Source organism: Chryseobacterium sp. GTID13 (assembly GCF_056172655.1).
In genome coordinates this window covers 224,066-237,396 of sequence record NZ_JAOCMB010000005.1, presented here as the reverse complement: position 1 = coordinate 237,396, position 13,331 = coordinate 224,066, and the positions used below count along the sequence as shown (strand labels likewise).

Annotated in this window: 12 protein-coding genes; all 12 read left to right on the top strand. The window is 39.4% G+C overall.

The genetic code is table 11. From position 1 onward, the window contains the following. Positions 1 to 46 precede the first annotated feature (46 nt). The 12 genes from N4G44_RS07040 to N4G44_RS06985 all read left to right on the top strand — a co-directional run bounded on the left by N4G44_RS07040 (position 47) and on the right by N4G44_RS06985 (position 13,331). The gene (locus N4G44_RS07040) at positions 47 to 1,627 is read left to right on the top strand and encodes an MFS transporter (protein ID WP_474925499.1); all 1,581 of its coding nucleotides are present in this window, start codon (positions 47 to 49) and stop codon (positions 1,625 to 1,627) included. A gap of 60 nt (positions 1,628 to 1,687) precedes the next feature. Continuing rightward, positions 1,688 to 1,897 carry a DUF6814 family protein gene (locus tag N4G44_RS07035; protein WP_474928290.1) on the top strand — a complete coding sequence of 70 codons (210 nt, stop codon included), beginning with the start codon at positions 1,688 to 1,690 and terminating at the stop codon, positions 1,895 to 1,897. A gap of 23 nt (positions 1,898 to 1,920) precedes the next feature. Beyond that, positions 1,921 to 2,160, top strand: coding sequence for a hypothetical protein (locus N4G44_RS07030; protein WP_474925498.1), 240 nt, complete (start codon positions 1,921 to 1,923; stop codon positions 2,158 to 2,160). Further along, positions 2,150 to 3,472 (top strand): SLC5/6 family protein, encoded by a 1,323-nt coding sequence (locus tag N4G44_RS07025; protein ID WP_474925497.1) that lies wholly within the window; start codon positions 2,150 to 2,152, stop codon positions 3,470 to 3,472. The genes N4G44_RS07030 and N4G44_RS07025 overlap by 11 nt, the downstream gene beginning before the upstream one ends. A 203-nt stretch (positions 3,473 to 3,675) precedes the next feature. After that, the gene (locus tag N4G44_RS07020; RefSeq protein ID WP_474925496.1) at positions 3,676 to 4,857 is read left to right on the top strand and encodes a sensor histidine kinase; all 1,182 of its coding nucleotides are present in this window, start codon (positions 3,676 to 3,678) and stop codon (positions 4,855 to 4,857) included. Between the two features lie 6 nt (positions 4,858 to 4,863). Then, the gene (locus N4G44_RS07015) at positions 4,864 to 5,226 is read left to right on the top strand and encodes a response regulator transcription factor (protein ID WP_474925495.1); all 363 of its coding nucleotides are present in this window, start codon (positions 4,864 to 4,866) and stop codon (positions 5,224 to 5,226) included. A gap of 279 nt (positions 5,227 to 5,505) precedes the next feature. Next, positions 5,506 to 7,392, top strand: coding sequence for an AMP-binding protein (locus N4G44_RS07010; protein WP_474925494.1), 1,887 nt, complete (start codon positions 5,506 to 5,508; stop codon positions 7,390 to 7,392). Between the two features lie 40 nt (positions 7,393 to 7,432). Further along, the gene (gene acs / locus N4G44_RS07005; RefSeq protein WP_474928289.1) at positions 7,433 to 9,361 is read left to right on the top strand and encodes an acetate--CoA ligase; all 1,929 of its coding nucleotides are present in this window, start codon (positions 7,433 to 7,435) and stop codon (positions 9,359 to 9,361) included. 165 nt (positions 9,362 to 9,526) lie between these two features. Further along, positions 9,527 to 9,724 carry a hypothetical protein gene (locus tag N4G44_RS07000; protein ID WP_474925492.1) on the top strand — a complete coding sequence of 66 codons (198 nt, stop codon included), beginning with the start codon at positions 9,527 to 9,529 and terminating at the stop codon, positions 9,722 to 9,724. Between the two features lie 47 nt (positions 9,725 to 9,771). Then, positions 9,772 to 10,479 (top strand): hypothetical protein, encoded by a 708-nt coding sequence (locus N4G44_RS06995; RefSeq protein ID WP_474925491.1) that lies wholly within the window; start codon positions 9,772 to 9,774, stop codon positions 10,477 to 10,479. 164 nt (positions 10,480 to 10,643) lie between these two features. After that, positions 10,644 to 11,009, top strand: a complete 366-nt coding sequence (locus N4G44_RS06990) for a hypothetical protein (protein WP_048503637.1) — start codon at positions 10,644 to 10,646, stop codon at positions 11,007 to 11,009. 111 nt (positions 11,010 to 11,120) lie between these two features. After that, complete coding sequence (locus N4G44_RS06985) at positions 11,121 to 13,331, top strand: RelA/SpoT family protein (RefSeq protein WP_474925489.1); 2,211 nt, start codon at positions 11,121 to 11,123, stop codon at positions 13,329 to 13,331.

Sequence of the window (13,331 nt, the reverse complement as noted above, 5' to 3'; positions counted from 1 at the left end):
GGGATGAAATTAATATCTTAATCCATTAACATCAAAACCAAACAACATGAGCGAAAATCACCACGAAAACTACGAGAATATGACCGACCGGCAGAAGAACCGCACCATCTGGAGCGTGATCACAGCCTCATCACTCGGTACTCTGATAGAATGGTACGACTTTTATATTTTCGGAAGCTTAGCCATCGTTTTAGCTACCAAATTTTTCCCTGCCGATAATCCTACCGCAGCATTTTTATCTACGCTGGCTACTTTTGCTGCCGGATTTGTGGTCAGACCGTTCGGAGCATTATTCTTCGGAAGGCTCGGCGATATTATCGGAAGAAAATACACATTCCTTGTTACGTTACTGATCATGGGATTCTCTACTTTCCTGATCGGCTGTATTCCCAGCTATAAAACCATTGGCTTTTTAGCACCGGTTTTAGTTTTAATTCTGAGATTATTACAGGGATTAGCCCTTGGGGGCGAATACGGAGGCGCAGCAACCTATGTTGCGGAATACGCACAGCCACACAGACGGGGATACTGGACCTCATGGATACAAACGACTGCAACGGCAGGTCTTTTCATTTCACTGATTGTAATTCTGGTGACCAAATCTACTCTTTCAGCGGAAGAGTTCGATAACTGGGGATGGAGGGTTCCGTTCTGGATCTCAATCCTGATGGTAGGAGTTTCTTATATCATCAGAAAAAACATGAAGGAATCACCGCTTTTTGCAAAGGCCAAAAGTGAAGGAAAAACTTCAAAAAATCCTTTAAAAGAGAGCTTTGGAAATAAATACAACTTCAAATTCGTCCTTCTGGCTTTATTCGGAGCTGCAATGGGACAGGGAGTCATCTGGTACACAGGACAGTTCTATGCCATGAGCTTCCTTCAAAAGGTAATGAACGTGGAATCTGCACAGGTGGATTCATTAATGGCCACTGCCCTTTTCTTAGGAACGCCTTTCTTTGTATTTTTCGGATGGCTTTCGGATAAAATCGGTCGAAAAGCGGTTATGATGACAGGAATGCTTGTTGCCATTTTAGCGTACAGACCTATCTACGACAGCATGTTCAAAAGTGTCAACCTCGAAAGTAAAACCATTGCCGCCAACGGAATCACCGAGAAAAGAACAGCAAAAATTCATGCAGATATTGCGACAGACAGCTTAATAACTTTCCATAAAGAAACACTTTATACAGACGGAACTTTGATCAAGAAAGACAGCATTACCCACTGGTCACCGTCCGGACCTGTGATGAAAGACGGAAAAGCAGAAGAGCCTAAGGTTTCACAGACTGTAAAACTGGCTGATAATACGAAATGGTATCTTGTTTTCCTGGTATTCATTCAGGTAATATTTGTAACCATGGTTTATGGGCCTATTGCCGCTTTCCTTGTGGAAATGTTCCCTGTAAGAATCCGTTACACCTCAATGTCACTGCCTTATCATATCGGAAACGGAGTATTCGGAGGCCTTCTTCCTGCTGTAGCAACTTATCTTGTAACCACCGGAAAAGAGGCAGGCCATGCAACATGGTATCTCGAAGGATTATGGTACCCGATTGGAGTGGCTACGGTCTGTTTAATCATCGGATTGTTTTATCTTAAAAATAAGAACAATAATATCCACGATTAAGCACTGAATCACTTAATTTTTTATTAATTTTAAAACTACTAAAATGAACGGACTAAAAAAATATTAGGCATACTCTGGATTGCTGTTGCCCTGGTGGTAGGATATTTCGGAATCACTGTTTTAGGAATTCCAAAGATCACTTCCGGAAAGCAGGAAGATCTGGTATTCGGGATCATCATATTATTTGTGCTGATGCCGATTATCTCAGGCGGAATGGCCATTTTCGGATACTATTCGCTAAAAGGAGAATATTCGGACGACAAAATTTAATTTATATACGATAATGATAATTGATGAGCAGCAGGTTACTCATCAATTATCATTTATCAATCATCATTTATGAAAAAAGACACGAACAAAAACTGGTTATTCTAAGTATCGGACTGATGATGGCTTTCAGCATTCCTATTTCACTGCTTTTCAACAGTGAGAAAGAAGTTTTCGGCTATCCAATGATCCTGATTTACCTGTTTGCTGTCTGGATGATCTCCATCATTATTTCTTTTGTAATTGTAAAAAAGTATGATGAGTAGTGTCGCTTTATTTGTAGTTGTTTTACTCTATCTGGCCCTTTTATTCCTGGTTGCCCACCTGGCAGAAAAAAGGAAAAGCAAGCGATGGATCAATAATCCCTACATTTATGCATTGTCCCTTGCAGTGTACTGCACAGCCTGGACTTATTATGGAAGCATCGGTGTTGCGGCTACAAGCGGACTGAATTACCTGCCCATCTACATTGGCCCTATCATGATTATTCCGGCATGGATCTATATCAATACAAGGATCGTAAGAATTTCAAGAATCAATAAAATAAGCAGCCTTGCGGATTTTATTTCTTTACGGTACGGGAACAGCAGAAGCTTCAGCGCTATTATCACTATTGTTTGCTTACTGGCTATTGTCCCTTATATCGGGCTTCAGATCAAAGCTATATCTGAGACTTTCCATCTGGTTACCGAAACATCTATGTCCAACAATATACTCACAGACAATGCAACGTTTGTGGTCGTTTTAATTGCCTTATTTTCTTCCTATTACGGAACAAGATATGTGGACGCCTCGGAAAAACGTTTGGGAATTATTTCCGCCATTGCTTTGGAAAGTTTTTTAAAGCTCTTTTTTATTATTATCCTGGGAGTGTTCGTTATTTATTTTGTATTTGACGGCTTCTCAGACATTTATGAAAAAGCCAGCAAATTTGAAGATTTCAAGCAAAAAAACACCTTCAACGGTATTGAGGGTGCCATGAACTGGATGGTTCTGTGCATGATTTCTGCCACAGCAATCTGCATCCTTCCGAGACAATTTCACACCGCAATTATCGAGAACAGACAGGAAAAACATATTAAAACAGCCATTTGGTTTTTTCCGTTATATCTGTTAATCTTTACGATATTTATTTTCCCTATCGCATGGGGCGGCAGGCTTATTTTTGATGGAGAAAAGGTTAATCCCGAGTTCTACTCTATCCTGATCCCGCAACATTTTGATAATACCTTAATTACCGTTTTTGTTTTCCTTGGTGGTTTGAGCTCATGCATCTCCATGATTATTATTTCAGCCATTACTTTATCCATCATGCTTTCCAACAACCTCATCATTCCTTACGGCTTATTGGGAAAATTCAAATCCGATAATGAGGTACAGAATACCAGAAACATTACAAACATCAGGAAATTCAGCATTTTTGCCCTGATCATCATGGCTTTCGTATTCTACAAATATTTTATTCTGAAAACATCACTGGATTCCGTAGGTCTGATCTCTTTTGTGGTGATTGCACAGCTTGCTCCTTCTTTTTTCGGGGCCATATTCTGGAGAAGGGGAGCTATAAAGGCGCCGTAGCAGGACTTCTTGCAGGGCTGGCCATCTGCTATTTCGGCCTGATTATTCCGCAATATTATTTCTCGTACAACCAGGAATTCAAAGGGATCATCCGTGATATGTATGACGTTTTCGCTTTTTTCAACATTCCCTTTTTAAGCAGGATTTCACAAATATTTTTTTGGTCAATTTTTGTTAATTCCGCTTTGTTTGCCATTATTTCTGTGAGCATAAAAGGAAATTACCGGGAAAGAAATTTTGCAGAATTATATGTGGATATCGACAAGTATATTCAAAATCATGAAAATGCATTTATCTGGCGCGGAACGGCTTATGTTTCGGATATCAGGAATATTCTGGAGAGATTTTTAGGTAAAAATAAAACGGAACAGGCTTTAAGAATCTTCAATTTAAAGTATAATATTGATTCCCAGACTGAAACAGCAGATTCAAGGTTTATTAAATTCTCGGAAAACCTTCTGGCAGGAAGAATAGGAACAGCATCAGCAAAAATTCTCATTGAAGGGGTAACGAAGGAAGACAAAATCTCCCTGAAGGAAGTTTTAAATATTTTAGAAGAATCCAAAGAAAATATTACCCTTAATAAAAAACTGACTGAACAATCTGAAGAGCTGCAAAAGCTATCTGATGACCTGAGAACAGCCAATCAAAATCTGATCATTAAAGACCGCCAGAAAGATGACTTCTTGGATTCCGTAGCTCATGAATTAAGAACTCCCATTACAGCAATTCGCTCTGCGGGAGAAATTCTGGCAGATGACGACGATATTCCGTTTGACATTAAACAGGAGTTTCTGAACAATATCATCACGGAATCTGACAGGCTGAGCGAAATCATCAATGATATCCTTTATCTTGATAAGCTGGAGCATGGCGAAATTGCTTTACACATCAAAGAAAACAACATTCTTGAAACCTACAAAAAAGCCGTCAATCCACTACTCCACCTGATACAGCAGAAAAACATCCATTTAAGCGAAGTCAACCTCCTGAACAAATCCGTATTGGAATACGATGAAGCCAGAATGATACAGCTTTTCCAGAATATCCTTGGTAATGCTTTAAAATTTACAGATGACCAGGGAACTATACAAACCAAGCTGTCTGAAAAAGAAGACCACCTCGTGATCACCGTTTTCAATACAGGGAGGCACATCCCGGAAGAGGATCTTGATATGATTTTTGATAAATTTTATCAGTCGAAAAACCAGAATATTTTAAAACCTACAGGAAGCGGGCTGGGACTGGCTATTTCCAAAAAGATCGTACAGGCACACAGCGGAAGAATAAAAGCAGAAAACAGCGGCCTGGGCGTAACTTTTACAATAAGCATTCCTTACAACATAACAAAAGAGATCAGAAATGAAGTTGAACAAAACCAATAACCATCTATGAGAAAGATTATTATTGCCGATGACGAACACAAAATATTAATGTCGCTGGAATACAGCTTTAAAAAAAACGGCTACGACGTTTATATTGCAAGAGACGGAACAGAAGTCCTGGATTTCCTGAAAACCATGACTCCCGATGTAATCCTTCTGGACATCATGATGCCCAACCTGGATGGATACAGCACCCTGGAAGCCATCAAAGAAGATATCCGGCTGAAGGACACAAAAGTCATTTTCCTGAGTGCAAAAAATAACCCGAAAGATATTGAAAAAGGTATGGAAATGGGTGCCGATGCCTATGTCACAAAGCCCTATTCCATAAAGAAACTGCAGCAGCAGATTGAGGAGATGTTTGAGTAGATGGGAGAAAGAATCAAGAGGTGAGATTTCAGATGTCAGACGTCAGATATCAGATAATAGGCTATGGATAATTTGATATTGATATTAGATAAAAAATAAACACACTGTCATTGCGAGCGAAGCGAAGCAATCTCTTAATCATCTTAACTTCTGAATACATCTTAATGTTTAATTTTAAAACATTTAGGTTTTTATTAAGCTTTTAAGACATCAGGTTAAGCCTTGCTTTAAAAGGCCATTTTCACTCACATTGACAAAACATGAAACACAAAAATTGATATGGACACCGATATACTTTTTAAACAAAGCATAGAAGACAAAGAAAACTTCTGGAAAGAACACGCCAAAGAAATTCAATGGTTTGAGTTTCCACAACAGATCCTTTCTACAGATCAAAACAATTATCCGCAATGGTATTCCGACGGAAAGCTCAATATCTGCTACCTGTGCATCGACCGACATATTGAAGACGGTTTTGGAGATCAGACTGCCATTATTTACGATTCTCCGGTCACCGGTCAGAAAAAAATGTACACTTTTAATCAGGCAAAAGAAGAAATTTCAAAGCTGGCAGGAGGACTTGCTTCCCTCGGTCTGAAAAAAGGTGACACAGCCGTTATTTATATGCCGATGATTCCCCAGACACTCTTTGCAATGCTGGCCTGCGCAAGGATTGGGGTGATTCATAATGTGGTTTTCGGAGGTTTTGCGCCTCACGAGTTGGTCGTAAGAATAGACGACTGCAAGCCAAAAGCCTTGATTACAGCTACAGCGGGAGTAGAAATAGCCAGACGAATCCCCTATTTACCCCTTGTTGAAAAAGCCATTGAACTGGCCCAGGATAAAGTAGAGAATATTATTGTTTACAACAGAAAACTGGTAGATAACCAGCATGAAATGTTTGAAGGCCTTATTGATTATGAAGACCTGGTTCAAAAATCTGAACCCGCAGACTGTGTTTCAGTGGAAGCCACTCATCCTCTGTACCTGCTTTACACTTCAGGAACTACAGGGAAGCCTAAAGGAATCGTACGGGATACGGGAGGTTATGCTACAGCCCTGAAATTCTCCATGAAATATATTTACGGCGTTGAGCCCGGGGAAACCTACTGGGCCGCTTCTGATTTTGGATGGGCGGTAGGCCACAGTTTCAGTGTATACGGACCGTTAATCAACCGGAATACCACTATTATTTTTGAGGGAAAACCCATTATGACGCCTGATGCAGGCACATTCTGGCGAATTATTTCAGAATATAAAGTTTCCGTGATGTTTACAGCCCCTACCGCCATCAGGGCTATCAAAAAAGAGGATCCGGACGGAGAGCTGGTGAAAAAATACGACCTGTCCCATTTCAAAAAGCAGTTTCTGGCCGGTGAACGATGTGATGTAGCCACTTTAGACTGGTTTTCAGAACATATCGGGGTTCCCGCTATCGATCACTGGTGGCAGACGGAATCAGGATGGCCCATGTTAGGATTAATGACCTTTGATGATCAATATAAAATCAAAAGAGCTGCTGCCGGAAAACCAATACCGGGATACGACATTAAAATCTTTGATGAAAACGGATATGAACTTGATGCTCATCAGGAAGGATATCTGATCATCAAACTTCCGCTTCCGCCAGGCGCCCTTCTGGGAATCTGGAACGATTATGAGCGTTTTCAGAGCAGTTATCTTTCGCAATACAACGGATACTATTTCTCGGGAGACGGAGCCATTCGGGATGAAGACGGTTATATTTTTATTACAGGAAGAGTGGACGACGTAATTAATGTAGCCGGACACCGGCTTTCCACTTCAGAAATGGAAGAAATTGTTTCTTCCCATCCCGATGTGGCAGAATGTGCTGTTGTGGGAATTGATGATGAACTGAAAGGTCAGGTACCTTTTGCTACGGTTGTTTTAAAGAATGGTTCTGCAATTACCGAAGAACAAGTTGAAAAAGACATTATCAGAATGGTTCGTGAGAAGATCGGCGCTGTGGCTTTTTTAAAGAACGCCATGGTCGTCAAACGATTACCGAAAACACGCTCGGGAAAAACATTGAGAAAATTAATAAGAACACTTCTTGACGGAAAAGAATTTCAGGTTCCGTCGACAATTGATGATGAAAAAATTATTGAAGAAATTCAGGAAAAAATCAATGATTATAGGGCTTAAGCCATAAATTAAACATATATTTAATATTAATAAAATTCAAATTTCAAAAAAACGAAGGGATATGAGAAATTACTTAATTGAAGATTTGCCACATTATTTTGAAGAGTATAAAAAGTCTATCAAAAATCCTAAAAAATTCTGGGATAAGATAGCCGACCAAAATTTCGTGTGGTACCAGAGATGGAGCAAGGTTGTTAAGTATGATATGAATGAAGCTAAAATCACATGGTTTAAAAATGCCAAATTAAATATCACTAAAAACTGCATCGACAGACATCTTGCTGTAAGAGGTGAAAAAACTGCCATCATCTGGGAACCGAACGACCCTAAAGAAGAGGCACAGCACATTTCCTACAACGAACTGTACAACCGCGTCAATAAAACCGCTAATGTTCTCCGTGAAATGGGAATTGAAAAAGGTGACAGAGTCTGTATTTACCTTCCGATGATCCCTGAACTGGCTGTCACTATGCTGGCCTGCGCCAAATTGGGTGCCGTACATTCCGTCATATTTGCCGGGTTTTCTGCATCTGCTGTAGCTTCCAGGGTTAACGACTGTAATGCTAAAATGATCATCACCTCAGACGGAAGCTACAGAGGGAACAAAGTTCTCGACCTGAAAAGCATTGTGGATGAAGCCCTGGAAAAAACACCAAGCGTAGAATCAGTCCTTGTTGTGAAAAGAACAAACAATGAAATTAAGATGAAGGAAGGCAGGGATCACTGGATGGCTGATCTGTACGAAAAAGCCTCTCCAGACTTCGTTACCGTGATCATGGATGCCGAAGACCCTCTTTTTATCCTGTATACATCAGGTTCTACCGGAAAACCGAAAGGAATGCTCCATACCTGCGCCGGATATATGGTTTACACTGCCTATACTTTCAAAAACGTATTCAATTATAAAGAAAATGATATCTACTGGTGTACGGCAGATATCGGATGGATTACAGGACATTCGTATATTTTGTACGGACCGCTTCTTAACGGAGCTACCACAGTCATTTTTGAAGGGGTTCCTACTTATCCTGAGCCTGATAGATTCTGGGAAGTTATTGAGAAACATAAAATTACCCAGTTCTACACCGCTCCTACTGCCATCCGTTCATTAGCCAAAGAAAGCACGGAATGGGTAGATAAGCACGACCTGAGCTCATTGAAGGTGATCGGTTCCGTAGGAGAGCCTATCAATGATGAGGCGTGGCATTGGTTCAATGATCATGTAGGAAATAAAAAATGCCCTATTGTAGATACCTGGTGGCAGACGGAAACAGGAGGAATCATGATCTCTCCTCTTCCATTCGTTACCCCAACCAAGCCTACTTATGCCACCCTTCCTTTACCGGGAATCCAGCCTGTGCTAATGGATGACAAACGGAATGAAATTACAGGAAATCAGGTAACAGGAAACCTTTGTATCCGTTTTCCGTGGCCGGGAATCGCCAGAACCATCTGGGGAGATCACCAGAGGTATAAAGAGACCTACTTCACTGCCTTTCCGGGAAAATATTTCACAGGGGACGGTGCTTTGAGGGATGAAGTGGGATATTACAGAATTACCGGCCGTGTGGATGATGTAATTATTGTTTCCGGTCATAATTTAGGGACTGCACCTATTGAAGACAGCATCAACGAACACCCGGCCGTTGCCGAATCAGCAATTGTGGGCTACCCTCACGATATCAAGGGCAATGCGCTATACGGATTTGTGATCTTAAAAGAAACAGGAGAAGGCCGTGACAAGGAGAACCTTAAAAAGGAGATCAATCAGCTTATCTCAGATCAGATTGGACCGATTGCCAAGCTCGACAAAATACAGTTTGTTTCCGGCCTTCCGAAAACGCGGTCAGGAAAAATTATGCGTAGGATTCTGAGAAAAATTGCTGAAGGAGATTTCAGCAGTTTCGGAGATATTTCTACGCTGTTAAATCCTGAAATTGTGGAAGAGATTAAAAACGAAAGAATTTAATTCTTAAAATGATATTGAAATAAAGCGGGCTTCGGTCCGTTTTTTTGTTTTATAACTTCCTAAGTAGGTCTTATTGCTTTTGTGTAATTTATCTCTATCACGTTTTACATTAAAATATATCAATAACCTCCCAACACTTCGTTAAAAATACTATTTTTAACAGCTATGAAATATATCGTGATTACCGCTACTCTTGCATTATTATTTTGCTGCAGCAAAGAGAAACAGACTGAGAAGAAAATTATAAAAATTTTCGAAGCTGACCGTTGCTATAAACAGATGATGATCAATGACAGTCTGCCACCGAAAATCTCTTCTCTGAACACAACAGCCTTCAGAGAGAAAATAAAAAAGAGAACCTGAAGCCATTCTACACTGCAGATCTGAACCATGACGGTATAGATGATTACGTGGTTAACATCAAACAGAAAAAGGAATATGCAGACAAGGAAATAGCAATTAATGTTTTTCCACTTAATATTTGTGACGGTATGGGAAATATTGCTATTGCCCTGAGCCAAAAATCCGGAAAGTACAAGATATTCAATCCCTATAAGGATATGAATGAAGAGACTATCGCTGCAAAAATTTCTCCGGACGGAAAGTTCATTCATGTTTTAAGGGTTAAATACACCCCTTCAAGAAATGTAGATGATAAAGATTTTTATGAGACTGATGTTTTAACGATTAAAAATAATGTCAGCACGGAATACATCAAAACACCCAAGAAGCATACAATTAATGAAGTGCAAATAAAACTTGACGGACAATTCTTTATGACACTGGATTTTAAGGAGAAAAAGATGTATCTGGATAATACCCAGCTTAATAAACTGGATACGGAAAAAACGTACTTTAAAAAAATGTCAAAAGAAGATGAAGAACAGCTGCTGATGATTCTGAATGATATGGATTTTACTAATATTGATAATTCAGAAAACACTCCGGTCAAAAACGTTGGAAATTATTTTCTCAACATCAACTATGACCAGAATCTAGACAAAGAGATATGGAACTATGGCAAAAACGGAGGCCTGAGAACCATGAACTTTTATGACCAAATTATCCTCTATATTTACCAGTTGGGCTGGACGGAATACGAATCGACAAACGATTAATAAATTAAAGTCTCATCAAAATCAAACAGCTGTTCAATAGATATTTTCAAATATTTTAACATTATATTATAGATAACATATTAAAATAATAAATTTATTATATTTTTATTAACAATATTAAAAAATATTTATTACCTTTAAGTACAATTTTAAAACTATTGCTTATGTCAAATATATTAGCTGGATTATTTGCACATCACAGCGATTACAAAAAACTAGAAGCTGATCTGGAAAATTCAGGATTTGAAAATTCAGATTACATAGTATACCTTCATAGCGGCTCTGACACCTCTCAATACCTGGCGAGTGTTGTGGTAAAAGATAATAACCAAACTGATGGCGTCCGAAATATTTTCAACCAGAATTCAGTACTGAAAACCTATTTATTGGAGAATATGGGTATTGAAGAGGCTAATTATGATAATATCAAAAGATTTATCGATGCCAGAAACAGAGCCGAAATCCATAACAGCCCTGATGTGAAAATAAAAGCATCAAGCAGTGGAATGGATTCAGAAGTAAAATTCTGATAGAAAACACAAAACCTAATAACCGGAAATCCGCAGAGCGTTCTGCGGATTTTTATGTTTGAAAAGTTTAAAAAATTTCGTATTTTCGTTTAAATATAGGCATTAGCACAAATGAGTTACGATTTAGAACAGGAAAACAAAGAGATCCTTGCCCGGTATAAGGATCTGATTTCGAATACATACAGAACTCTGGACGAGGAAAATAACAAACTCATCCGGAAGGCATTTGATATTGCATTGGATGCCCATAAAGATCAAAGGAGAAAATCCGGCGAACCATATATCTATCATCCCATTGCCGTTGCCAAAATTGTGGCTACAGAAATCGGTTTGGGAGCTACTTCTATTGCCTGTGCCCTTTTACATGATGTGATTGAGGATTCAGATTATACTTATGAAGACCTGAAAAAGATTTTTGGAGAAAAGATTGCCGGTATTGTGAACGGGCTTACCAAGATCTCCATCATGAATCACCAGAATATTTCCGTACAGTCTGAAAACTACAGGAAGCTGCTGCTTACGCTGTCCGAAGATTTCAGGGTTATTCTGATCAAAATTGCCGACCGTCTTCACAATATGCGTACGCTGGAAAGCATGGCTCCGGATAAGCAGAAAAAGATTGCTTCGGAAACAGTTTACATTTATGCTCCTATGGCACACCGTCTGGGGCTGTATAATATCAAATCAGAGCTTGAAGATCTTTCATTAAAATACAATAATCCGGAGGTTTATAATGAAATTACCGAAAAGCTTGAACTTGCCAAAGAAAGCCGTGAAAGATATATTGAGGAATTTAAAACCGAAGTTTCCGAAAGACTGAAAGAAGAAGGCCTGAATTTTACGATTAAAGGCCGCGCAAAGGCCATTTCTTCCATTTACAGGAAAATGCTGAAACAGGGTGTTTCGTTTGAAGAGGTTTTCGACAATTATGCCATCAGGATCATTTACAAATCGGACGCTAAAAACGAAAAATTCCTGGCCTGGAAAATCTATTCCATTGTAACTGACGTATATCACAGCAACCCTTCAAGAATGAGGGACTGGATCACGCAGCCGCGTTCTACCGGGTACGAAAGTCTCCATTTAACGGTTCTGGGACCGGATAGAAAATGGATTGAGGTACAGATCCGTTCCGAAAGAATGGACGAAATTGCTGAAAAAGGAGTTGCCGCCCATTACAAATACAAAGAGGGATACAAACAGAGCTCGGACGACCGTAATTTTGAAAGATGGGTTACTGAAATCCGCGATATCCTTGAACAACAGCAAAACCTTTCTACATCAGAACTTTTAGATAATATAAAACTGAATTTATATTCCAAGGAAGTGTTTGTATTTACTCCAAAAGGGGAAATCAAGATTCTTCCGACGAATGCCACTGCCCTGGATTTTGCTTTTGCCGTTCACTCCGACCTTGGAATGAAATGCCTCGGGGCAAAGATCAACGGAAAACTGGTTCCTATCTCTTATGTTCTCCAGAATGGTGACCAGATTGATATTTTGTCTTCCCAAAACCAGAAGCCTAAATCTGACTGGCTGGAATTTGTAGTGACCTCCAAAGCCAAATCCAAAATCAAAAGTTACCTGAATTCTCAGAAAAACCAACTGGTGGAAGATGGAAAAGAGATCCTCCAGCGAAAACTTCGTCATGCGAAAATCAGCTTTAACGATGAGGAGATCAATAAACTTCAGAAATTCTTTAACCTTAAATCTTCACAGGAACTTTTCCTTAAATTCCAGAGCAATGAACTGGATGTAAGCAGCCTGAGAAAATATATTGAAAGTAAAAACGTATTTAATAATTTACTTTCAAGATTCAGAAAATCACCGTCGAAAAACGTTCAGTTTGAAGAACCGAAAGAGCAGAATCTTGACATGATTGTTTTCGGGAAAGACGAAGAAAAACTGAATTACAGCTACGCCAAATGCTGTACAGTAATTCCAGGAGATAAAATTTTCGGATTTATTACCATTTCCGATGGTATCAAAGTTCACAGCGATAACTGCCCTAATGCCATCAACCTGAGGGCACAATATGACTATCGTGTGATCCCTGCCAAATGGGTGAATGCAGAAAGCTTTAAGAACAGAGTTAAGATCGAAATTGAGGGTCTGGACAGAATGGGAATGATCAATGATATCACCACCGTGATCAGCGGAAGCATGGGAATGGATATGAAAAGTATGTCCATAGAATCCAATGACGGCGTCTTTATGGGCAATATCAACCTTGAAGTTAAAAATAAGGGCCAGCTGGAAGAAACATTTAAAAAACTTAAAGATATTGACGGCGTTTCAAGAGTGAGACGACTACAATCATAA

Excerpts from the sequence above, each read along its gene's own strand:
- N4G44_RS07040 (WP_474925499.1), top strand. The coding sequence starts at position 47 with ATGAGCGAAAATCACCACGAAAACTACGAGAATATGACCGACCGGCAG.
- N4G44_RS07030 (WP_474925498.1), top strand. The coding sequence starts at position 1,921 with ATGAGCAGCAGGTTACTCATCAATTATCATTTATCAATCATCATTTAT.
- N4G44_RS07025 (WP_474925497.1), top strand. The coding sequence starts at position 2,150 with ATGATGAGTAGTGTCGCTTTATTTGTAGTTGTTTTACTCTATCTGGCC.
- N4G44_RS07015 (WP_474925495.1), top strand. The coding sequence starts at position 4,864 with ATGAGAAAGATTATTATTGCCGATGACGAACACAAAATATTAATGTCG.
- N4G44_RS07010 (WP_474925494.1), top strand. The coding sequence starts at position 5,506 with ATGGACACCGATATACTTTTTAAACAAAGCATAGAAGACAAAGAAAAC.
- N4G44_RS07000 (WP_474925492.1), top strand. The coding sequence starts at position 9,527 with ATGAAATATATCGTGATTACCGCTACTCTTGCATTATTATTTTGCTGC.
- N4G44_RS06990 (WP_048503637.1), top strand. The coding sequence starts at position 10,644 with ATGTCAAATATATTAGCTGGATTATTTGCACATCACAGCGATTACAAA.
- N4G44_RS06985 (WP_474925489.1), top strand. The coding sequence starts at position 11,121 with ATGAGTTACGATTTAGAACAGGAAAACAAAGAGATCCTTGCCCGGTAT.